This is a genomic window from Streptomyces sp. NPDC012769, from assembly GCF_042901205.1.
Classification (GTDB): Bacteria; Actinomycetota; Actinomycetes; order Streptomycetales; family Streptomycetaceae; genus Streptomyces.
This window is the reverse complement of sequence record NZ_JBIBCP010000003.1, coordinates 403,832-424,088: the sequence shown is the minus strand read 5'-3', so window position 1 is coordinate 424,088 and position 20,257 is coordinate 403,832. Positions and strand designations below refer to the sequence as shown.

Below are 20,257 nucleotides of genomic sequence, written 5' to 3'. Positions count from 1 at the left end.
GGCGGGGCCTCAGGCCTGGCGGTCGGCCCTGCGGGCGCGCGCGGACCGGACCGCCGCCCCGCCCAGGCCGGCCACCGCGACGGCGACGAGCAGCGCCTCGGGCAGGGTGCCCATGCGGGTCGCCGGGGTCAGCGAGGAGCGCAGCGGCACCTTCTCCACCAGCACGTCCGGGGTGAAGAGCTTCGTCTGCGCCACGATCGTGCCGTCGGGCCGGATGACCGCGCTGACGCCGCTGGTGACCGGCACGACCACGCTGCGGCTGTGCTCGACGGCGCGCACCCGGGACATGGCGAGCTGCTGGTAGGTCATCTCGCTGCGGCCGAAGGTGGCGTTGTTGCTGGGCACGCTGATCAGCTGGGCGCCGTGCGTGACCGTGTCCCGTACCGCCCAGTCGAAGGCCGCCTCGTAGCAGGTGGCGAGGCCCACCTTCGTACCGGCGAGGTCGAACACGCCGACCTTGGTGCCCGCGCCGAAGTCACGGCGGACCCGGTCGACGTCGCTGTTGAAGATCCGTACGAAGGACCGCATCGGGATGTACTCGCCGAAGGGCTGGACGTGCCGCTTGTCGTACTCGGCGACGGGGCCCTTCCCCGGCTCCCAGGCGATGAGGGTGTTGCGCAGGCTGCCGGTCTCGGGGGCGATGACGGCGCCGATGACGGTCGGCGCGTTCACCTCCCGTACCGCCCGGTCGATGACCTGGTACGCGTCGGGGTTGGCGTACGGGTCGATGTCGGAGGAGTTCTCCGGCCACAGGACGACGTCGGGCCGCGGTGCGCGGCCCGCCTTCACCTCGGCGGCCAGCTCCCTGGTGCGGTTGGCGTGGTTGTCGAGGACCGCGCGCCGCTGGGCGTTGAAGTCGAGGCCGAGCCGGGGCACGTTGCCCTGCACCGCGGCCACCGTGGCCGTGCCGTCCTCGGCGGCGTCGGACACGAGCGGCAGCGCGGCGACGGCACCGGTGACGGGGACGAGCACGGCGAGGGCGGCGGCGACCAGCGGGCCGGTCTCCAGGGCGCCGGAGCGGCGGGCGCGGACCTGGCGCAGCACCTCGTACAGGCCGAAGCCGCAGAGGGCGACGGCGAAGCCGAGCACCGGTGTGCCGCCGACCGCGGCGAGGGGCAGGAAGATGCCGTCCGCCTGCCCGAACGCGATCTTCCCCCAGGGGAAGCCGCCGAACGGCACGCGCGCCCGGGCCGCCTCGCCGAGGATCCACACGGCGGCGGCGAACACGGGCCACGCGGGCAGCCGGGACACGGCGCTGACGCCGAGGCCGACGGCCGCGACGAAGAGCGCCTCCACCGCGGCCAGCGCCAGCCACGGCACCGGCCCGACCTCCTCGCCGGTCCAGACGAGCAGCGGCAGCAGGAAGCCGAGCCCGGTCAGATAGCCCAGCCCGAACCCGGCCCGCGGCCGGCGGCCCCACAGCGTCCAGCCGAGCAGCGCGAAGGCGGGCACCGCGAGCCACCACAAGGGCCGCGGCGGGAAGCTCAGGAAGAGCAGCACCCCGGCCAGCACGGCCGCGCCGGGCCGCAACAGCCGCCGGGGGCCGCGGCCCCGCTCCGGAACGGCGGGGGTCTCGGGCACGTCGGCGGGGGCGATGGTGGTGCTCACCTGCCGGAGTCTACGGCGCGTCCCGCCCGTGGCAGCAGTGCGGCCCCGGCCACGGGTCGTGCGGGCATCCCGGCCCGTCGCTCAGCCACCGCCGGCCGGCCCGGTGGGGGTCGGCGGGGGTGTGCGGTGGGGCAGCAGAGCGCGGATGGCGTCGACGGCGGATTCGGCGTCGTCGACGGTGACGGTGAAGGTGCGGCCGTCGCCGAGGCGCAGGACCAGGCCCTCGCCACGGCGGACGACGACCGCCGTGCCCATCTCGGGGCGCCAGCGGTAGCCCCAGCCGCCCCACTGGCGCGGGGTGACGGAGGGGGCGAAGTCGGCGCCGACGACGTGGGAGAGCGGAATGCGGCGGCGCGGCACGCCCATGTGGCCGCAGCGCACCTCCATCGCCCGGTGGTCGACGCGGACGGCGACGTGGACGAAGGCCAGCGTGCCGAAGAGCACCAGGAGGCCGGCGGCGACGCAGCCGACCACGGCCATCAGGAGCGGGGCGATGCCGGAGGTCCACGGGGAGGCGACCGCGAGCGTGACGCCGAGCGCCATGCAGGCGACTCCGCCGATGGCCGGCAGCCACTGCATCCGGTTGGTCGCGCGACCGGTCCAGACCGGGGGTGCGGGTCCCTCGGGACCCTGGTTCTGGGATTGGTCCCTCATGGTGACAGCCTACGCACGTTCCGTTGCGACGGCGCCCCGGGCGGAGTCGTTCGGTGACGTTCAGTGCGCGGCGGTCGCCGCCCCCAGGAAGCGCCCCTCGGTGTAGCCGAGCGCGGTCCGCGGGAGCACGCCCTCGCGGCCGCTCAGGAGCACGGTCAGGGCGCCGGTCGGGGCCGCCTCGGGGTCGGCCTCGGCGCCGATCCGCCGGAACGCCTGTGCGGCGACTGCCCCGGCGGAGCCGTGCAAAACGACCGGCGGCCCGTCGGTGCGGTGCAGGGCCGAACGGATGAGTTCGGCGACGAGCTCGTAGTGGGTGCAGCCGAGCACGACGGCCCGTACGTCCCGGGGGGTGAGCGCGGCCGCGGCGGCGACGGCCCGGCGCACGGCGTCGGTGTCGGCGTGCTCGACGGCGTCGGCGAGACCGGGGCAGGGCACCTCCGTGACCTCGGCGCCGTTCGCGAAGTCGCGGATCAGCCCGCGCTGGTACGGGCTGCCGGTGGTGGCGGGGGTGGCCCAGATGGCGACCTTGCCGCCGCCGACCGCCGCGGGCTTGATCGCGGGGACGGTGCCGATCACGGGGATGCGGGGCTCCAGTGCGGCGCGGAGCGCCGGCAGGGCGTGGACGGTCGCGGTGTTGCAGCCGACGATCAGGGCGTCCGGCCGGTGCGCGGCGGCGGCGCGGGCGACGGCGAGGGCACGCTCGGTGAGGTCCTCGGGGGTGCGCGGGCCCCACGGCATGCCGTCGGGGTCGGAGGAGAGCACCAGATCCGCGTCGGGCCGCATGCGGCGGACGGCCACCGCTGCCGGGAGCAGGCCGATTCCGGAGTCCATGAGGGCGATCTTCACCCGGTCACCCTAGCCGACCACCCTTGATTCCCCGGCAATCTGGGGCAGACTGCGGCGAATGAGCCCGCTTGCCTGGATCGCGTTCGCCTCGCTGGCCGTCTGGGGGTGGCTGCTCCTCGGCCAGGGGTTCTTCTGGCGCACGGACCAGCGCCTCCCCCGCCCGGTCGGCGGTCCGGAGCGCCCCCCGCGGGTGGTGGTGGTCGTCCCGGCCCGGGACGAGGCCGAGGTGCTGCCGGTGAGCCTGCCGTCGCTGCTCGCCCAGGACTATCCGGGTCCGGCGGAGGTGATCCTCGTCGACGACGGGAGCACCGACGGCACCGGGCGGCTGGCCGAGGAGCTGGCGCGCCGGCACGGAGGGCTGGCGCTGACGGTGGTCTCGCCGGGCGAGCCGGAGGCGGGCTGGACGGGCAAGCTGTGGGCGCTGCGCCACGGAATGGCGCTGGCGCGCACGCGTTCCCCCGAGTTCCTGCTCCTGACGGACGCGGACATCGCGCACGAGCCGGACAGTCTGCGGCTGCTCGTCGCCGCCGCGACGGGACACCGCCTCGACCTGGTGTCGCAGATGGCGCGGCTGCGGGTGGCGAGCGGCTGGGAGCGCCTGATCGTGCCGGCCTTCGTCTACTTCTTCTGTCAGCTCTATCCCTTCCGCTGGATCAACCGGCCGCGCCCGCGGGCGACGGCGGCGGCGGGCGGTTGTGTGCTGCTGCGTGCGGAGACGGCGGAGCGGGCCCGGGTGCCGGAGGCGATCCGGCAGGCCGTGATCGACGACGTGTCGCTCGCCCGGGCGGTACGGCGGGCGGGCGGCCGCGTCTGGCTGGGGCTCGCCGAGCGGGTGGACAGCGTCCGCCCGTACCGCCGCCTGGGAGATCTGTGGCGGATGGTCTCGCGGAGCGCGTACGCGCAGTTGCGCCACAGCCCGCTGCTGCTCCTCGGCACGGTCGCGGGCCTCGCGCTGGTCTATCTCGTGCCGCCCGCGGCCCTGGTGGCCGGCCTTGCGGCCGGGGACGGATCCGCGGCGTGGGCCGGGGGACTCGCCTGGGCGGTGATGACGGGCACGTATCTGCCGATGCTCCGCTATTACCGTCAGCCGCCCTGGCTCGCGCCGCTGCTGCCCTTCACGGCGCTCCTCTATCTGGTGATGACGGTGGACTCGGCCGTCCAGCACCACCGGGGCCGCGGCGCGGCCTGGAAGGGGCGTACGTACGCGCGGCCCGAGGCGGCGCCCGACCGCTGACGCGAGAGCGCCGGAAAGCACACCGTTCCTGAACGCCGGGCCAATTCCGCCCGCACCTCACGCGCGGTCAGCGGAAGATTGACTCCCTTAAGCGTGAACGCGGGCCGCCATCGCGTCTGTCACGGCATCAAGATTCCTTTACACGGAGCTGAGACCGGGCATGCCGGTCACCCCCTGCAACCCGCCGGTAACCCCTCCCGAGCTCGGGGTTTTCAAGATCCCTTACTCGCCGGGCGACCGTTTTTGCCAGTTTCGCTCACATTGCCGATCGGTAGCCTCAAAGAACCCGTCAAACAACCCTCTTATCGGTCTCCCCAACCACCACATCGTGGGCTTAACTTATGGCCATGACCTCCCCGCGCTCCACCTACGGAGGCGGTTACTACACCGCGCCGTCGTTCCCCGACACCCCGATCTACGACTCCCTCGTCGCAGAGCGGGGCACGCCTCAGATCGCCCCGATCCGAGTGCCCTCCGCGTACGACACCGGCAGCGGCTTCTCCGGAAGCAGCAGTTACCTGCCGGCACTGCCCGCGGCCCTGCCCGCCCTCCCGGCGGCGCCCAGCCCGCAGCCCACCCCCGCGTACGCCGGCCACGGCGGCGGCTACGGCTATCCCCAGCCCGCCCCGCAGATGGCGCCCGTCGCCCAGATGACCCCGGCCGCGCAGATGGCGCCCCTGCCGCTGCAGCACGCCGCCCCCGCCCCGTACATCCCGCAGCAGCCCACCGCCCCGCGCGGCTACCCGGGCCCCCAGGCGCCGCAGCCGCCGCGCCCCATGGCCGGCGGGTACGAGGCGATGCGCCCCGCGGCCCCGCGGCCGGCCCCGGCGCCCTCGGCCGCGCCGTACGACGACCCGTACAACCAGCCCTACCAGGGCCGGGGGTACTGACCTTCGAGGACGGCGGAGCGACTGGCAGGATGAGGCCATGTCGAATCCTGTCCTGCACTCCGTCCATGTCCACCCGGTCAAGGCTCTGCGCGGGTTCGCCCCCGCCGAGGCGGAGGTCCAGCCATGGGGACTGGCCGGTGACCGCCGCTGGACCGTGGTGGACACCGCGGGCAAGGTCGTGACCCAACGCCAGCACGCCCGGCTGGCGTTGGCGTCGGCCGCGCTCCTCCCGGACGGCGGGGTCACGCTCTCCGGGCCCGGCCGCGAGCCGCTCACGGTCGAGGTGCCGCGCCCGGCCGCCGCCGACGGCACGATTCCGGTGGACGTCTTCGGCACGACGGTCCGGGCCGTCCCCGCCGCTCCCGCCGCGGACGCCTGGTTCAGCGCCTATCTGGACAGCGAGGTCCGGCTCGTCCACATGGACGACCCGGCCCGGCGCAGGCCCGTCGACCCCGACTACGCCCTGCCCGGCGAGACCGTCAGCTTCGCCGACGGCTATCCGCTGCTGGTCACCACCACCTCCTCCCTCGACGCCCTCAACTCCCTGATCGCCCAGGGCGACCACGCCGACGAGGGCCCGCTGCCCATGAACCGCTTCCGGCCGAACGTCGTCGTCGACGGCACCGCGCCCTGGGCCGAGGACGGCTGGCGTCGGCTGTCCATCGGCGACGTCGCCTTCCGGGTGGCGAGGTCCTGCGGCCGCTGCGTCGTCACCACCACCGACCAGCTGACGGGCGAACGCGGCAAGGAGCCCCTGCGCACCCTGGCCCGGCACCGCAAGGACGGCAGCCGGCTGATCTTCGGCCAGAACCTGGTGCCCGAGCACCCCGGCGTCATCCGGGTCGGCGACCCGGTCAAGATCCTCGACTGACGAACGGGGAGACACCCCCTGGGCCGCGTCCACGGCCTCGTCGCGTCGACCTCGCGCCGGGCGATTCCCTCCGACAGGCGAGGAACCCACCCCCGGGGCACACTCGTTGGAAGAGCGGCAACCGCCGAAGGGCCCCTGGCGGGCCGTCGACGAGACGAGGGGGTGCGCAGCGTGCGCGCAGCCACCGGACTCTGGCGCTGGCGGCACAACCCTCTGCGCCGGACCACGGACCTGGTCGAGGCCTGGGTGGCCCTGACGGCCGCCCTGCTGCTGTGCCTGGCCGTGCCGCTGGCCGGCTGGGCGGTGGGCACCTCGGCGAACGAGTCACTTCAGCGCTCCGTCCGCGCCCAGCACGAGGAACGCGTCCCGACCGTCGCCCGGGTGGTGCGGTCCGCCGAGACCGGAGAGGCCGGGGCCACCGGGCAGCGGCCCGCGGACACGGCCGGGGAGCGGCGGCTCCGACCCGCCGTCGTGGCCGCCTGGACCGCGCCCGACGGCACCCGGCGGACCGGCACCGTGACCACCACGCGGGAGCAGGCGGACCCCGGCGACCACTTCCCGCTGTGGACCGACCGGACCGGGCGGGCCGTGACCCCGCCGATGCACCCCGAGACGGCCCGGGCCCACGCGCTGATCGCCGGGCTCACCGTGGCACTGCTCGCCGGCTTCCTCGTCGAGTCCGCCAGGCGGGTGGCCGTCCACCGGCTGCTCCGGCGGCGATACGACCGTCTCGACCGCGCGTGGGCCGAGGTCGGTCCGGACTGGGGTCGTACGGGCGCGGGCAGCTGACGCCGCGGAGGGAGGGCCGGCGACCCGTCAACCCGGCGGCGCCGCGCGCGCTACGGTGGGGCATCGGATCCGGGATCCGGGATCCCCTTCCTCGGATCCGGGTTCAGCGTCGACGCACGAGGCGGGGGCAGAGCACACCCATGGCACAGGGCACGGTCCAGGTGACGCACACCGGCACGTCGCGGTGGCGGCGCCGCACGGGCGAGTACGCCTCCCTCGCCGCGGCCCTGGAGGCCGCGGGCGACGGGGACGTCCTCACCGTGGCCCCCGGCACCTATCGGGAGAACCTCGTCGTCCGGCGGGCCGTCACCCTGCGAGGCGGCGACGGCCCGGTGCGGATCGCGCCCGCCGACGGCGTACCGCTGACGGTGCGGGCCTCGGCGACCCTGCAGGACCTGCACGTCGAGGGGCAGGACGCGGCCGCTCCGGCACTGCTCGTCGAGGACGGCACCCCCGAACTGCTCGACGTGCGGATCGTGACCCGCTCGGCCGCCGGCCTCGAGGTGCGCGGCGCGGCCCGGCCCACGGTCCGCCGCTGCACGGTCGACAACCCGGCCGGTGTCGGGATCGCCGTACTCGACGGCGCCGGCGGCGTGTTCGAGGAGTGCGAGGTCGTGGCCGCGGGCCAGTCCGGGATCTCGGTGCGCGGCGGCGCCCACCCCCGGCTCGAACGGTGCCGCGTGCACCACGCCTCCGGCGCGGGCATCACCGTCAACGGCGAGGGCAGCGGCCTGGAGGGCATCGGCTGCGAGGTGTACGAGATCAAGGGCTCCGGTCTGCAGATCGCCGCGCGGGCCACGGCCCACCTCACCGACTCCACCGTGCACCGCACCTCCGCCGACGGCATCACCCTCGACACCGACGCGGTGCTCACCCTCTCCGACTGCGACATCCACGACATCCCCGAGAACGCCGTCGACCTGCGCTCCCGCTCGGTCCTCACGCTGACCCGTTCGTCGGTACGGCGCTTCGGGCGCAACGGGCTGTCCGTCTGGGACCCGGGGACCCGGGTGGACGCCAACCAGTGCGAGATCCACGACAGCACCGGCGACTACCCCGCCGTCTGGGTGAGCGACGGGGCGACGGTGGTGCTCGACTCCTGCCGGGTGCACGACGTGCCCGACGCCCTGTTCGTGCTCGACCGCGGATCGCGCGCCGACGTCGTCGACAGCGACCTGTCGCAGGTGCGCAACACCGCCGTGTCGGTGAGCGACGGGGCGACCGCGCAACTGGACGACTGCCGGATCCGGGAGGCGTCCACGGGCGCCTGGTTCCGGGACCACGGCAGCGGCGGCACCCTCGGCGGCTGCACGATCGACTCCGTGCAGACCGGCGTCATCGTCACCAAGGGCGCCGACCCGACGATCGAGCGGTGCACCGTCACCTCCCCCGCCGAGGCCGGGTTCTACGTGTCGGCCGAGGGCCGCGGCTCCTTCCACGGCTGCCGGGTGACGGGCAGCGGCGGCTACGGCTTCCACGTCATGGACGGCTGCCGGACGACGCTGCGCAAGTGCCGCACGGAGCGGTGCGCGCGCGGTGGTTACGAGTTCCCGGAGGACGGGCCGGTCGCCGAGGACTGCACCAGCGACGAGAGCCAGGCGCGGGTCCCGTCCGCCCCGGACGGATCGGTGCTGACGGCCACCCAGCCGGGCGGACTCCTCGGCGCCCTCCCGGTGCCCCGCTCCCCCGCCGTGACGCCCTCCGTGACGCCCGCCGCGGTGCCGGTCCCCGCGTCCGAGCCGCCGACCGCCCGCTCCTCGCAGGAGGTGCTCGGCGAACTCGACGCGCTGGTCGGCCTGGAGAGCGTCAAGCACGAGGTGCGGACCCTCACCAACATGATCGAGGTGGGCCGGCGGCGCCAGGAGGCCGGGCTCAAGGCGGTCTCCGCGCGGCGCCATCTGGTCTTCACCGGCAACCCGGGGACGGGCAAGACCACGGTGGCCCGGCTGTACGGGGAGATCCTGGCGTCCCTCGGCGTCCTTCAGCGCGGCCATCTGGTGGAGGTGTCCCGGGTCGACCTGGTCGGCGAGCACATCGGCTCGACCGCGATCCGTACCCAGGAGGCCTTCGACCGCGCCCGCGGCGGAGTCCTCTTCGTGGACGAGGCGTACGCGCTGTCCCCCGAGGACTCCGGGCGGGACTTCGGCCGGGAGGCCATCGACACCCTGGTGAAGCTGATGGAGGACCACCGGGACGCGGTCGTGGTGATCGCCGCCGGGTACACGGCGGAGATGGAGCGCTTCCTGACCGTCAACCCGGGTGTGGCGTCCCGCTTCTCGCGGACGATCAGCTTCTCCGACTACGAGCCGGAGGAGCTGCTGCGGATCGTGGAGCAGCAGGCGGAGGAGCACGAGTACCGGCTGGCCCCGGGCAGCGGCGAGGCGCTGGTGAAGTACTTCACCGCGCTGCCCAAGGGCCCGACGTTCGGCAACGGCCGTACCGCTCGGCAGACGTTCGAGTCGATGGTGGAACGGCACGCGGGCCGGGTCGCCGCGCTCGCCGAGCCGAGCACGGACGACCTGACCCTGCTCTACCCCGAGGACCTGCCCGAGCTGCCCTGAAGCGGGCTGCTCCGAGCCGCGTCGCCCGGGAGCGGGTTTCCCTGAAGCGGGATTCCCTGCGGCGGGTCGCTCGGGAGCTGCGGCTCGGCGTCGCGCTGCCGCGGCAGCGCGGGCGGAAGCCGGTCGAGGAGCGCGGAGCGGGCGTCGGCGAAGGCCGGGTCGGCCTGGTAGTCGGAGTGGCCGAGGATCGGTTCGGGCAGCGGATGCCGCCGGGTGCGTCCGTACGCGACGGGGTCGAGCAGTTCGGCCCGGTCGACGGCCGGCCGGTCGCCCTCGGCCGGGACCCGGACGGGGCCGCCGATGGGGTCGGTGGACCGGTAGAGGTTGCTCCAGCAGTGCACGGTGCGGTGCAGCGCGCGCAGGGACGCGGGGCCGAAGTAGGCCGGGAACCAGCGCCCGTAGAGCCGTTCGAGCGGCGAGCCGTACGTGAGCAGCGCGACCCGGCCCCGGGTGGTGGGCGGGAGCTGCCAGACCGCGGCGGCGGCCAGCACGCTGCCCTGGGAGTGGCCGGATATGACGAGGCGTCCGCCGGTCTGCCGGGTCCAGGAGCTCATCCGCCAGGTGAGGTCGGGGACGGCCCGCTCGGCGTAGCAGGGCGGGGCGAAGGGGTGGGCGGCGCGCGGCCAGAAGGTGCCGACGTCCCACAGGATGCCGATGGTGCGGCGCGCGGAGGCGTCCTTGTAGGCGCGGCGGCCCCAGGTGACGAAGAGCAGGAAGCCGAAGCCGATCATCCAGGAGCCCAGGGCCTGGGCGGCGGTGGCGGCCGAAGCGATCGCCGGGTGGGCGCCGTCGAAGGCCCGGCCGGGGACGTTGTCGCTGGCCCAGGCACCGGCGACGGAGGCGGCGCCGAGGAGCAGGGTGGCGCCGGAGACGACGCCGACGAGGACGGGCGCCGCGTCGGTGAGCCCGGCGCGGGCGCGGCCCGCCGCGATCTGGTCGGTGCGCAGCCGGTCCGGGTCCTCGGTGCCGTAGGCGGCGTCGACGACCGGGCGGAGCCGGCGGGCGGCGAGCACGGTGCGGGCGACGAGCAGGGCGCTCGGGACGAGGAGGAGCAGCAGCAGGACCGGGATCACGGAGGCCTGCCAGCTGAGCAGGACGGGCGGTCCGGTGATGAGTCCGTCCCCCGCGCCGGGGGTGCCCGGCCCGTCGAGCCAGTCCGCGACGCGCTGGGCGACACCGCCGGACATCACCCCGCCGAGGGCGCAGGCCAGCATCGCGACGGCCGGGCCGCCGAGTCCGTACAGGACGGTGCGCGGGTGGCGGCGGGGCCGGTGCAGCAGCAGGGCGACCACGCCGAGGGCGACGACGAGTCCGCCCTGGGCGAGGGTCAGGACGCCGAAGACGGTGTCGCCGGGGAGCGTGCCGGAGGAGCGCCAGCCGGGGCGGGCCCACGCGGTGTGGACGGCGGTGAGCGCGAGCAGCAGCAGGGCGGTGGCGGGCAGCCAGGAGACCAGGGCGCGTTCGACCCTCAGGTCGAGCCGGTGCTCGCTGCGGCCTCGGCGGCAGACCACCCAGAGCACGACGGCGGCGAGCACCGCGATGCCGCCCTGGACGGCCCAGCCGATCACCTCGCGCGCCGAGCCGGCGACGGCCCGCTGGTCGTGCCCGGCGGCGGCCCCGGCGAGGGCGGCGGCGACCGTGAGGAACCCGGCGGCGGTGTGCGCGGCGCGCAGCCGGGCGACGAGCCGGCGCCCGTACCAGAAGCCGGGCCGGCCGAGCGCGGGCCGCGGTGCGGCGGGGGTCGCCGCGTCCACGGCCGCCGCGTCCACGGCCTCGGTCTCAGCGGCCGCCATGTCCGCGGCCTCCGTGTCCGCGGCCTGGTCGGGGGCGGCCTCGGTCGGGGCGGCGGGGCCGTCGGGTGCCGCCGGGTCCGTCTCGTAACCGGAGGGCGGGCGCTGGGCCTCGTAGGCGCTCCAGGTGCGGTTGGACAGGTACCAGAGGAGTCCGACGAGGGCGGTGGGGACGAGGGCGGCGAGCGCGAGGCGGCGGCCGGGCTGCGACCACCAGCCGGCGCGCTCGGCGGACAGGAACCCGAGCCAGGACCGCTGGCCGGCGCAGGGCCCGGAGCCCGCGCACTGCCAGGCCGTGAGGTCGAGGGCGACCTCGCAGGCCGCCGCGGTCAGCAGGACGGTGAGGGTGAGCGCGACGAGCCGGACCAGGACGCCGTAGAGCCGTACGAGACCGGCGCGGCCCTCGGTGGGCGGGCGCATCCAGTGGGCGAGGTTGGCGACCATGAACGGCAGGAGCAGCAGCCACAGGGCGCGGGTCCCGTTGCCGGAGGTCAGGTTGGACCAGCAGTACGCCTCGGGGACGGGCCGGTCGGCGTACCGCTCGGGGTGGTCCTCGGCGTCGACGTCGTCCCTGCGGCGGTGCATCGCCGCGGTCCGGTCGCCGGTGACCCGTACCGTGCGCGGGTCGTCCAGCATGTCGGCCGCGGTGGCTCCGCCCACGCCGTGGACGAGCAGTTCGAGCGCCGCACCCCCGCTCTTCGGGTCGGGTGTGGCAGGGGACACTTCGGGGACTCGCTCTCTGGATGGGAGGATGCGACGGCGGGCACCAGGATCGCGGACGGCCGCGCCGCACGGCACGGTCCTCACCGAATCCGACGTCCCTCTACGCCTTTACCCCTTCCTTCAGTCCCCCAGTTCCCAGTTCCCCTTCGGAAAGGACCGGCCCCGGCGGTGAGTGACAATCAGAACCTCCTCGCGGAGCAGCGGCGCGCCCTGATTCTCGACGAGGTACGCCGGCGCGGTGGTGTACGGGTCAACGAGCTGACCCGCCGTCTCCATGTGTCCGACATGACGGTGCGCCGGGACCTCGACGCGCTGGCCCGGCAGGGTGTGGTGGCCAAGGTGCACGGCGGTGCCGTGCCGGTGGTCGAGGCGAGCACCCACGAGCCGGGTTTTGAAGCGAAGTCGGCGCTCGCGCTGGGCGCCAAGGAGGAGATCGCCCGGGCCGCCGCCGCGATGGTGCGGCCGGGCACGGCGATCGCCCTTTCGGGCGGCACGACGACGTACGCGCTGGCCCGGCATCTGCTGGACGTGCCGGACCTGACGGTGGTGACGAACTCGGTCCGGGTCGCGGACGTCTTCTACGAGGCGCAGTACGCCGGCTCCGGCGGCGAGGCCCGGGCGGGGGCGGCGACGGTGGTGCTGACCGGCGGGGTGCGGACGCCGTCGGACGCCCTGGTGGGCCCGGTGGCCGACCAGGCGATCCGCTCGCTCCACTTCGACGCGCTGTTCCTCGGCGTGCACGGCATCTCGGTGGAGGCCGGGCTGTCGACGCCGAATCTGGCCGAGGCCGAGACCAACCGGCGTCTGGTGCGGTCGGCGCGGCGGGTGGTGGTCGTCGCGGACCACACCAAGTGGGGGACGGTGGGTCTGAGTTCCTTCGCGACGCTCGACGAGGTGGACACGCTGGTGACGGACCGGGGGCTGTCGCCGCGGGTGCGCGAGGAGATGGCGGAGCATCTGCCGGGACTCGTGGTGGCGGGCGAGGAACCCCACGAGGGCGAGGAGGGCGAGCACGCCGCCCAGGAAGCGGAGGAGACGGGAGAGACGACGGGGACGGAGGCGGAGTGAGCCGGTTCCGTATCGAGCGGACCGTGCCGCTGCCGCCCGCCGAGGTGTGGCGGCGGCTCACGGACTGGCCGGCGCACGGCGCTCGGATCCCGTTCACCAGGACCACCGTGCTCACCGAGGGCCCCGCCGGCGTCGGCACCCGCTTCACGGCGCGGACGGGCGTGGGGCGCCTCGCCTTCGACGACCCCATGGAAGTGGTGCGTTTCGAGCCGCCCGAGGTGGGTCTGCCGGGCGTGTGCCGGCTGGAGAAGCTCGGACGGGCGGTGCGGGGTTCGGCCGTGTTCGAGGTGGGGGGCGAGGGCTCCGGAAGCCGGGTGCTGTGGGTCGAGGAGCTGCGGCTGCGCGGAGTGCCGGCCGCCCTCGACCCCGTACTGGCGGCGGTGGGACGGCTGTTGTTCGCCAGGGCGCTGGACGGACTGCTGGGCAACTGAACGGCCGTCAGCTAGGGTGTGCGCTCCCCGCAGCCCCGTCCCCACGGAGGTACGGTCCATGGCACGCCGACTGAGGCCGGTGGAGCTCGACTTCATCGCGTCCGCTCCCGTCCGCCTGGTGTTCTCGGCGAAGGTGGCCGCCCCGCCCACCGCGGTCTACCGCTCGCTCGCGGTCGAGGTGGGCAGCTGGCCCGCGTGGTTCTCGGCGGTCAGGTCCGCCGCCCCGACGGGCGAGGGCGCGGGGCGGACGGTCCGGCTGCGCGGCGGGGTCTTCTTCGAGGAGACGGTGATGGCGGCCGACCCGGAGGCGCGTTACGCCTACCGGGTCGACTCGACCAACGCGCCCGGCGTCACGGCCCTGCTGGAGGAGTGGACCCTGTCCCCCGTCGCGGGCGGCACCCGGGTCCGGTGGACGATGGCAGCGGACGGCAGCCGTCCCTTCGCGGTCGGCCTGCGGCTGGCCCGGCCGGGGATGGGTCTGTCGTTCCGGGACGCGGTCCGCCGCCTGGACCGGCGGCTCACTCCGGCCAGACACCCGTCGCCAGGAACCGGTCGATAGCGGCGGTGTACGGCTCGATGTCGAGGCCCTGGGCGGTCAGCCACTCGTCCGAGTAGTACTTGTCGAGGTAGCGGTCGCCCGGGTCGCAGATCAGGGTGACGACGCTGCCGGTACGGCCTTCGGCGACCATCTCGGCGACGATCTTCAGCGCGCTCCACAGTCCGGTGCCGGTGGAGCCGCCGGCCTTGCGGCCGATGGCTGCCTCCAGGGCGCGGACGGCGGCGATGCTCGCCGCGTCGGGCACCTTCATCATGCGGTCGATGGCGCCGGGCACGAAGCTCGGCTCCATCCGGGGCCGGCCGATGCCCTCGATGCGGGAGCCGCAGTCGGAGGTGGCGTGCGGGTCGTGGTGCGTCCAGCCGTCGAAGAAGCAGGAGTTCTCCGGGTCGGCGACGCAGATCCGGGTGTCGTACTGCATGTAGTGCACATAGCGGGCGATCGTCGCCGAGGTGCCGCCGGTGCCGGCCGTGGCGACGATCCAGGCGGGCTCCGGGTAGCGCTCCAGCTTCAGCTGCTGGTACATCGACTCGGCGATGTTGTTGTTGCCGCGCCAGTCGGTGGCCCGCTCGGCGTAGGTGAACTGGTCCATGTAGTGGCCCCCGGTGCGCTCGGCGAGCGCGGCGGACTCCTCGTACATGGTGCGCGAGTCGTCCACGAAGTGGCACTGACCGCCGTGGAACTCGATGAGGCGGCACTTCTCCGGGCTGGTGGTGCGTGGCATGACGGCGATGAAGGGAACGCCGATCAGCTTGGCGAAGTACGCCTCGGAGACCGCGGTCGATCCGCTGGAGGCCTCGATGACCGGGGCGCCGGGACGGATCCAGCCGTTGCACAGGCCGTAGAGGAACAACGAGCGGGCGAGGCGGTGCTTGAGGCTGCCGGTGGGGTGGGTCGACTCGTCCTTGAGGTAGAGGTCGATGCCCCAGCTCTCCGGGAGCGGGAAGCGCAGCAGGTGGGTGTCGGCCGACCGGTTGGCGTCGGCGTGGACCTTGCGCACGGCCTCCTTGAGCCAGGACCGGTAGTCGGGGTCGCTGCGGTCGACGTCGACGGTGGCCATGGGGCTGTCGATGGTGGTCATGCGTCCGTGCCTCTTCTCCTGGTGCCCACGGGGTGCCCGCTGCCGGGTTGTGCCCGCTGCCGGGTTTCCCACTGCCGACGATACCCCTCTCACCTGGGCAAACGTTCTCTTTGAGGGTCCATAGGAGTGCCTTGTGGACGGCCTCGCGCAGGGCCTCGGGCAGGGCCTTCTGGTGCCGGCGGGGCAGGCCCGGCACACTGGGGGAAGCAGTCTGCGCGAAGGGGGCGGAGTCATGTCGGAGCCGATGCCGAAGCCGATGCCGGAGTCGATCTCGGAGTCGACCTCGGACTCCCTGCCGGAGCCCGTCTCGGAGCCCGAGTTCATGGCGACGGGGGTACGGATCGACCGCTGGCCCCGGTCGCTGACCCGCGCCGGCGAGGTGCGCATCGAGGACGGACGGCTGTCCCTCCTGACGAGTTACGGCAGCGAGATCGACAGCGCCCCGCTGGGCGCGGTCCGGGCGGGGCGGCCGTGGTTCGCGAAGCCGGACGAGGCGGTGGCGACCGTGAACGGCACGCGCTACCGGATCTCGGGCTCCGGGCGGCTGCTCGAAGCGCTGCAGAAGGCCACCGACCCCTCCTGACCGGTGCTCGCGACACACCGCTGACCTGCGGCGGGGCGCCGTTGAGTTGCGGGGCGGTCACCACTGGTTCAGGCTGGAACCACCTCACCCAGGGTTGACCGGCGGTGACGCTGCGCAGCAGCCGCCGCCCTGCTACATCGCATTGACAGATCCGAATCTCCGTCTTCTTCCGGACCTACTTCGGGGAGTCGCAGCCGTGATCAGTGAGCCCAGCAGATACTGCACGGTGGAGCTCCAGGCCCTGCCGTCGCGGATCGGACAGGTCCGCAGAATCGTGTCGGCGCACTTGCGCCACTGGCAGGTCGACGCACTGATCGACCATGCCACGCTCGGTGTCACCGAGCTCCTGACGAATGTGCACCGCCACGCGCAGCCGGACAAGACGTGCACGGTCGAGGTCGAGCTGCTGCTCGACCGGCTGACCGTCTCCGTGCGGGACAACGACCCGCGGCTGCCCGACATGGGCGCGGCGGGCGGCGACGGCGACGAGTTCGCCACCTCGGGACGCGGCCTGGCCATCATCGAGGCCATGAGCGAGAGCTGGGGAGCCCGCCCGCACGGCGACTCCGGCAAGGTCGTCTGGTTCACGCTCCAGGCCCCCGCCTCCCCCGTCACCCCGACCCCGCGCGAGCTCGCCGTCTACGGCGCCACCACCACGGGCCCCTTCACCGAACGCCCCCTGGAGACCCTCCCCTTCGGCACCCCGGACGAGCCCCTGCGCACGCCCGCGGTCGCGCGGACGGCGCTGGCGTCGCACTGAGGACGGCCGGGAGTACGGGAGTACGGGAGTACGGGAGTACGGGAGTACGGAGCCTAGAAGTCCGGGAGGACCTCACCCGTGTGCGGTGGTCGGCGCGTTCTCCACGAGGACGAGCGCCGGGCACTCCACCCGGTGCGGTACGAGGCAGTGCGCGCCTGGCGCGGGCTCGGCGGCGCCGCCGTTCCAGGCTCGGCCGTCCCGGTCCACGTACCAGCGGTGCCCGGCCGGAACCAGATGCGCCGCCCTCCTCGTATCGGGTTCGAGCAGCACGTGGGCGCCGTAGTAGGTGGGGCGCCGGTCGCAGAGCCGCCCGCAGCGCCGGCACCGCGGCGGCTCGGGCGGCGCCGGGCCGTCGGCCCCCTCGTCGTACGCCTGCTGACGGTCGACGGCCGCCCACACGGTCTCGGTGGCGGCGCCGGCGGCGGCCGGTGGCACCGCGGCGGCCTGACGTGCTGTGTCGAGTTCCCCCATGAGGCGAGGGTCGGCCCTGCCGCCGTCGGGCGGTAGGGCGCGAACCGGGCACGGCCCTCGGTGACGCACGATGCGCCCGATGGCGCGAGCCGCCACACGAGCCACCCGACCACCGCGAGCGCCCCAGCCGTCACGGCCGGGGACGCGGCACCGGGGCGCGGCCGCGCCACCGCGTCGGGCGGTGCTCCTAGCGCCGTTTTGCCGACGCGGCGGCCGCGGGACGCGCACCCGGCCGCCGCCGCTCCGACAGAGGCGGCCTCGGGCGCACGGGTCAGGGCCGGTGCCTCCTGTCCGCCGTGGGGCGCCCGAACTGCTCCTCGAGGACGGTCAGTCGGCGCCAGTACTCGTCCTCATCGATCTCGCCCGCCGCGAAGCGGTGGCCGAGCAGCGCGATCGGCGAGCGCTCGGCGACACGGGAGGCGTCGGGGGAGGCGTCGGGGCCGCCGAAGCTTCCCGGACCGCGTCCGCGGCGCGGGCCGAAGCGGCGCAGGACGGTGATCACGGCGATGATCACCGCCGCCCAGACGAGCGGGAGGAAGAGCATCCACGGGCCGGGGCCCGCGTGGGCGAGGGTGTTCATCGTCGGTCAGCTCCTCGTGCGTGCTTGTGTCAGATGCCTCTGACGGATCCTTCGGTCGGATCCTTCGGTGGTGCTTCGAGACTGGCCCGCGAGCGGGCTCCCGGGCGTCGTACGGCCGGCGGCTTCGCGCGTACGACGGCGGGAGCAGCCGGGGCCGGGGCGGCCGCTCCTCGACTCTGTACCTACTGGTATGTACAGTGACCTCATGAGCGCCACCACGTCCGAGCGACTGATCGAGGCCACCCGCGCCCTGCTGTGGGAGCGCGGCTACGTCGGCACCAGCCCCAAGGCGATCCAGCAGGCCGCCGGCGCCGGGCAGGGCAGCATGTACCACCACTTCGCCGGCAAGCCCGACCTCGCCCTCGCCGCGATCCGGCGGACCGCCGACGAGATGCGGGCCGCCGCGGAGACGGTGCTCGGCGGGGAGGGGTCCGCTCACGCGCGGATCGAGGCGTATCTGCTGCGAGAGCGCGATGTGCTGCGCGGCTGTCCGGTGGGCCGGCTGACGATGGACCCCGAGGTCATCGCCGACGACGAGCTGCGCGCGCCGGTCGACGAGACGCTGGACTGGCTGCGCGGCCGGCTCGCCGGAATCGTCCAGGAGGGCCTGGACAGCGGGGAGTTCACCGGCCCGCTGCGGGCGGAGGAGATCGCCTCGACCGTCGTCGCGACGGTCCAGGGGGGCTATGTCCTCGCCCGCGCCTCCGGCTCCCCCGCACCCTTCGACACCGCCGTACGCGGCCTGCTCGCCCTGCTCGCCCCGCTGTCCCCGAGCCCGCGAACGCCCTGACCCGAGGAGCCCGAACCGTGCACGCCATGCAGTACGAGATCGCCCTGCCCGCGGACTACGACATGGAGATCATCCGCAGGCGGGTGGCGACCCGGGGGCACCTCCTCGACGACTTCCCGGGCCTGGGCCTCAAGGCGTATCTGATACGGGAGCGGGAGGACGGCTCGCCGGTCAACCAGTACGCCCCGTTCTATCTGTGGGCGGCCCCGGCCGGGATGAACGCGTTCCTGTGGGGGCCCGGCTTCCAGGGCATCGTCAGCGACTTCGGCCGGCCCGTCGTCCGGCACTGGACCGCGCTCGCCTACGAGGAGGGCCCGGCGACCTCCGCGACACCCCGGGCCGCGACCCGCCGCCGCCAGCCGCTGCCCGAGGGAGCGGCTCCGGGCGACGCCGTCGCGGACGCCGTGGCCCGTCACGCCCGGGAGGCGGCGGCGGACGGGGTGGTGGCGAGCGCCCTCGCCGTCGACCCGCGCCACTGGGAGCTGCTGTCCTTCACCCTGTGGGCGGCTCCGGAACCGCCGGACGGGGACGAACGCTTCCAGGTGCTGCACCTGTCGGCGCCGGAGCGCGGGCGGCTGGGACGGGGAAAGCTGTGGTGAGACGGGTCAGCGGACGACGCGGGCGGCGATGAGGCGGGCGCACTCCAGGGACTCGGCACGGGTGGTGTCGACCTCCAGGTCGTAGACGACGCCCTGGTGGACCAGCTCCGCCTGCTGGGCGGCCATGCCCGGGGTGCGGTCGCCCCGGGCGATCTCCCGGCCGGAGGCGACGGCGCTGTCGCACCGGACGCCGACCCACAGCGCCTCCGCGTCGAGGTCGCCGAGGGCCTTGCGCCACCGTTCCTGTGAGGCGGCGCCGCCGAGGAAGACGTCGTCGACGACGATCCGGGCACCGGCCCGGGCCATCGTCACGATGCCCTCCGTCCAGGCCGCCTCCAGTGTCCGGAAGTCGTCCCCGACGCTCACCCCGCCGTCGTCCGCGAACACGATCCCGTCGTCCGAGGAGCGCATCGCCGCGGGAAGCGCGTCCACGAACGAGTCGCATCCGAAGGCGAGCCAGGGGTCGGGGAGCACGGCTTGCAGACACCGTACGATGCCCGACTTGCCCGCGCTGGAACCGCCGTTGAGGATGATCATCCGAGTGGCCATCGCGCCACGGTAGGCCGGTTCGCGCGGGGCATCAAACGTATTTCGGCGGGTCAGCTGGTCAGCGAGCGCTTTCAGTCGACCGGCACCAGGGTCAGATAGGCGATGCCGAGGAACGAGCGGTAGCCGAACCAGGCCGAGCGCTGGCGGTCGACGCGGGCGCGGGTCTCGGCGGCCGACGGGTGGTCCGGGTGGGCGGCGAGCCAGAGTTCGGTCTCGTGGCGGTAGCCCGACTCGAACTCCTCCCACTCCTCCTGGCTCGCCGTCTCGACCCACGCGGGCCGGAAACCCGCCTCGATCGCGAGGTCCACCAGCTCGTCCAGCGGCAGGTGGTCGCCGGCGGAGGCGCCGGGCCACATCCGGGCCAGTTCGGCGTCGGTGGGAGTGGCCTGCCAGAACCCCTCGCCGAGCAGGACCCGGCCGCCGGGACGGACGAGACGGCGCAGTTCGCGCAGGACGACGGCCGGATCGTACGGGGCTTCGGGGTCGCACAGCGCCTGGCTGGAGCCGAGGCACAGGACCGTGTCGGCGGGGCCGCGGGCGGTGGCGAACCCGGACTCCTCGGCGTACTCGACGCGTTCGGCGAGACCGCGTGCGGCGGCGAGGCGCCGGCCGAGGGCGAGGTCGTCACCGTTGATGTCGATGCCGAGGCCCTTGGCGCCGGGAACGGCGGCCAGCAGCCGCAGCAGGAACTCGCCCCAGCCGCAGCCGATGTCGAGCACCGTGCCGGGCGAGGCCGCGGCGAGGCGGGCGACGATCCGTTCCGCCCGGACCTCGGACATCGGGCCGTGGAAGGTGAGTCCGGCGCCGAGGCGCGGCGGGAGGG

The 20,257-nt window shown here is 74.4% G+C and carries 21 protein-coding genes; 12 read left to right on the top strand and 9 right to left on the bottom strand.

The features are described from left to right. Positions 1 to 9 precede the first annotated feature (9 nt). The 3 genes from lnt to ACFY7C_RS17165 form a co-directional block, all read right to left on the bottom strand. Positions 10 to 1,608 carry an apolipoprotein N-acyltransferase gene (gene lnt, locus ACFY7C_RS17175; RefSeq protein WP_389650520.1) on the bottom strand — a complete coding sequence of 533 codons (1,599 nt, stop codon included), beginning with the start codon at positions 1,606 to 1,608 and terminating at the stop codon, positions 10 to 12. Positions 1,609 to 1,689: 81 nt separating this feature from the next. Then, complete coding sequence (locus ACFY7C_RS17170; RefSeq protein WP_389650517.1) at positions 1,690 to 2,262, bottom strand: hypothetical protein; 573 nt, start codon at positions 2,260 to 2,262, stop codon at positions 1,690 to 1,692. A gap of 60 nt (positions 2,263 to 2,322) precedes the next feature. After that, positions 2,323 to 3,108, bottom strand: coding sequence for a glutamate racemase (locus ACFY7C_RS17165; protein ID WP_389650515.1), 786 nt, complete (start codon positions 3,106 to 3,108; stop codon positions 2,323 to 2,325). A 58-nt stretch (positions 3,109 to 3,166) separates the two neighbouring features. Here ACFY7C_RS17165 and ACFY7C_RS17160 point away from each other — a divergent pair, with 58 nt between their 5' ends. The 5 genes from ACFY7C_RS17160 to ACFY7C_RS17140 all read left to right on the top strand — a co-directional run bounded on the left by ACFY7C_RS17160 (position 3,167) and on the right by ACFY7C_RS17140 (position 9,453). Beyond that, positions 3,167 to 4,342, top strand: coding sequence for a glycosyltransferase (locus ACFY7C_RS17160; protein ID WP_389650512.1), 1,176 nt, complete (start codon positions 3,167 to 3,169; stop codon positions 4,340 to 4,342). 347 nt (positions 4,343 to 4,689) lie between these two features. Continuing rightward, a complete protein-coding gene (locus ACFY7C_RS17155) occupies positions 4,690 to 5,232 on the top strand; it encodes a DUF6643 family protein (protein ID WP_389650510.1) in 543 nt (180 codons plus the stop codon). 37 nt (positions 5,233 to 5,269) lie between these two features. Further along, entirely contained in the window at positions 5,270 to 6,103 is an 834-nt protein-coding gene (locus tag ACFY7C_RS17150; RefSeq protein WP_389650507.1) for an MOSC domain-containing protein, read from the top strand. Between the two features lie 171 nt (positions 6,104 to 6,274). After that, positions 6,275 to 6,892: a hypothetical protein gene (locus ACFY7C_RS17145; RefSeq protein WP_389650504.1), complete on the top strand. Its 618-nt coding sequence runs from the start codon at positions 6,275 to 6,277 to the stop codon at positions 6,890 to 6,892. A gap of 140 nt (positions 6,893 to 7,032) precedes the next feature. Beyond that, entirely contained in the window at positions 7,033 to 9,453 is a 2,421-nt protein-coding gene (locus tag ACFY7C_RS17140) for a right-handed parallel beta-helix repeat-containing protein (protein ID WP_389650501.1), read from the top strand. On the opposite strand, the gene ACFY7C_RS17135 is transcribed toward ACFY7C_RS17140, so the two are convergent. Beyond that, positions 9,423 to 11,966 (bottom strand): hypothetical protein, encoded by a 2,544-nt coding sequence (locus ACFY7C_RS17135; protein WP_389650498.1) that lies wholly within the window; start codon positions 11,964 to 11,966, stop codon positions 9,423 to 9,425. The two genes, ACFY7C_RS17140 and ACFY7C_RS17135, sit on opposite strands and share 31 nt — an antisense overlap. A 168-nt stretch (positions 11,967 to 12,134) precedes the next feature. Between ACFY7C_RS17135 and ACFY7C_RS17130 the strand changes: the two genes are divergently transcribed. Genes ACFY7C_RS17130 through ACFY7C_RS17120 form a run of 3 tightly spaced genes read left to right on the top strand, consistent with a single transcriptional unit; the run spans position 12,135 to position 14,024 of the window. Beyond that, the gene (locus tag ACFY7C_RS17130; RefSeq protein WP_389650495.1) at positions 12,135 to 13,034 is read left to right on the top strand and encodes a DeoR/GlpR family DNA-binding transcription regulator; all 900 of its coding nucleotides are present in this window, start codon (positions 12,135 to 12,137) and stop codon (positions 13,032 to 13,034) included. After that, a complete protein-coding gene (locus ACFY7C_RS17125) occupies positions 13,031 to 13,465 on the top strand; it encodes an SRPBCC family protein (RefSeq protein ID WP_389650492.1) in 435 nt (144 codons plus the stop codon). The genes ACFY7C_RS17130 and ACFY7C_RS17125 overlap by 4 nt, the downstream gene beginning before the upstream one ends. 58 nt (positions 13,466 to 13,523) lie before the next feature. Next, positions 13,524 to 14,024 (top strand): SRPBCC family protein, encoded by a 501-nt coding sequence (locus ACFY7C_RS17120; protein ID WP_389650489.1) that lies wholly within the window; start codon positions 13,524 to 13,526, stop codon positions 14,022 to 14,024. On the opposite strand, the gene ACFY7C_RS17115 is transcribed toward ACFY7C_RS17120, so the two are convergent. Beyond that, complete coding sequence (locus ACFY7C_RS17115) at positions 13,984 to 15,102, bottom strand: PLP-dependent cysteine synthase family protein (RefSeq protein ID WP_389650486.1); 1,119 nt, start codon at positions 15,100 to 15,102, stop codon at positions 13,984 to 13,986. The two genes, ACFY7C_RS17120 and ACFY7C_RS17115, sit on opposite strands and share 41 nt — an antisense overlap. A 256-nt stretch (positions 15,103 to 15,358) precedes the next feature. Between ACFY7C_RS17115 and ACFY7C_RS17110 the strand changes: the two genes are divergently transcribed. Further along, a complete protein-coding gene (locus ACFY7C_RS17110) occupies positions 15,359 to 15,685 on the top strand; it encodes a hypothetical protein (protein WP_389652699.1) in 327 nt (108 codons plus the stop codon). Between the two features lie 196 nt (positions 15,686 to 15,881). After that, positions 15,882 to 16,445, top strand: a complete 564-nt coding sequence (locus ACFY7C_RS17105) for an ATP-binding protein (protein ID WP_389650483.1) — start codon at positions 15,882 to 15,884, stop codon at positions 16,443 to 16,445. Between the two features lie 72 nt (positions 16,446 to 16,517). On the opposite strand, the gene ACFY7C_RS17100 is transcribed toward ACFY7C_RS17105, so the two are convergent. After that, positions 16,518 to 16,916, bottom strand: a complete 399-nt coding sequence (locus ACFY7C_RS17100) for a DUF6083 domain-containing protein (protein ID WP_389650480.1) — start codon at positions 16,914 to 16,916, stop codon at positions 16,518 to 16,520. Positions 16,917 to 17,187: 271 nt separating this feature from the next. After that, positions 17,188 to 17,496, bottom strand: a complete 309-nt coding sequence (locus ACFY7C_RS17095) for an SHOCT domain-containing protein (protein ID WP_389650477.1) — start codon at positions 17,494 to 17,496, stop codon at positions 17,188 to 17,190. Between the two features lie 190 nt (positions 17,497 to 17,686). Here ACFY7C_RS17095 and ACFY7C_RS17090 point away from each other — a divergent pair, with 190 nt between their 5' ends. Together ACFY7C_RS17090 and ACFY7C_RS17085 are read left to right on the top strand one after the other, a co-directional pair. Then, positions 17,687 to 18,286: a TetR/AcrR family transcriptional regulator gene (locus tag ACFY7C_RS17090; protein WP_389650474.1), complete on the top strand. Its 600-nt coding sequence runs from the start codon at positions 17,687 to 17,689 to the stop codon at positions 18,284 to 18,286. 17 nt (positions 18,287 to 18,303) lie between these two features. Further along, positions 18,304 to 18,885, top strand: coding sequence for a DUF4865 family protein (locus tag ACFY7C_RS17085; RefSeq protein ID WP_389650471.1), 582 nt, complete (start codon positions 18,304 to 18,306; stop codon positions 18,883 to 18,885). Positions 18,886 to 18,891: 6 nt separating this feature from the next. Here the strand turns inward: ACFY7C_RS17085 and cpt are convergent, their stop codons facing one another. Beyond that, entirely contained in the window at positions 18,892 to 19,434 is a 543-nt protein-coding gene (cpt, locus tag ACFY7C_RS17080) for a chloramphenicol phosphotransferase CPT (RefSeq protein WP_389650469.1), read from the bottom strand. Between the two features lie 71 nt (positions 19,435 to 19,505). Beyond that, positions 19,506 to 20,213, bottom strand: coding sequence for an SAM-dependent methyltransferase (locus ACFY7C_RS17075; RefSeq protein WP_389652697.1), 708 nt, complete (start codon positions 20,211 to 20,213; stop codon positions 19,506 to 19,508). Positions 20,214 to 20,257: the final 44 nt, after the last annotated feature.

Excerpts from the sequence above, each read along its gene's own strand:
- cpt (WP_389650469.1), bottom strand. The coding sequence starts at position 19,434 with ATGGCCACTCGGATGATCATCCTCAACGGCGGTTCCAGCGCGGGCAAG.
- ACFY7C_RS17150 (WP_389650507.1), top strand. The coding sequence starts at position 5,270 with ATGTCGAATCCTGTCCTGCACTCCGTCCATGTCCACCCGGTCAAGGCT.
- ACFY7C_RS17120 (WP_389650489.1), top strand. The coding sequence starts at position 13,524 with ATGGCACGCCGACTGAGGCCGGTGGAGCTCGACTTCATCGCGTCCGCT.
- ACFY7C_RS17090 (WP_389650474.1), top strand. The coding sequence starts at position 17,687 with ATGTACAGTGACCTCATGAGCGCCACCACGTCCGAGCGACTGATCGAG.
- ACFY7C_RS17160 (WP_389650512.1), top strand. The coding sequence starts at position 3,167 with ATGAGCCCGCTTGCCTGGATCGCGTTCGCCTCGCTGGCCGTCTGGGGG.
- ACFY7C_RS17140 (WP_389650501.1), top strand. The coding sequence starts at position 7,033 with ATGGCACAGGGCACGGTCCAGGTGACGCACACCGGCACGTCGCGGTGG.
- ACFY7C_RS17155 (WP_389650510.1), top strand. The coding sequence starts at position 4,690 with ATGACCTCCCCGCGCTCCACCTACGGAGGCGGTTACTACACCGCGCCG.
- ACFY7C_RS17075 (WP_389652697.1), bottom strand. The coding sequence starts at position 20,213 with ATGTCCGAGGTCCGGGCGGAACGGATCGTCGCCCGCCTCGCCGCGGCC.
- ACFY7C_RS17115 (WP_389650486.1), bottom strand. The coding sequence starts at position 15,102 with ATGACCACCATCGACAGCCCCATGGCCACCGTCGACGTCGACCGCAGC.
- ACFY7C_RS17170 (WP_389650517.1), bottom strand. The coding sequence starts at position 2,262 with ATGAGGGACCAATCCCAGAACCAGGGTCCCGAGGGACCCGCACCCCCG.
- ACFY7C_RS17110 (WP_389652699.1), top strand. The coding sequence starts at position 15,359 with ATGCCGGAGTCGATCTCGGAGTCGACCTCGGACTCCCTGCCGGAGCCC.
- ACFY7C_RS17095 (WP_389650477.1), bottom strand. The coding sequence starts at position 17,496 with ATGAACACCCTCGCCCACGCGGGCCCCGGCCCGTGGATGCTCTTCCTC.
- ACFY7C_RS17100 (WP_389650480.1), bottom strand. The coding sequence starts at position 16,916 with ATGGGGGAACTCGACACAGCACGTCAGGCCGCCGCGGTGCCACCGGCC.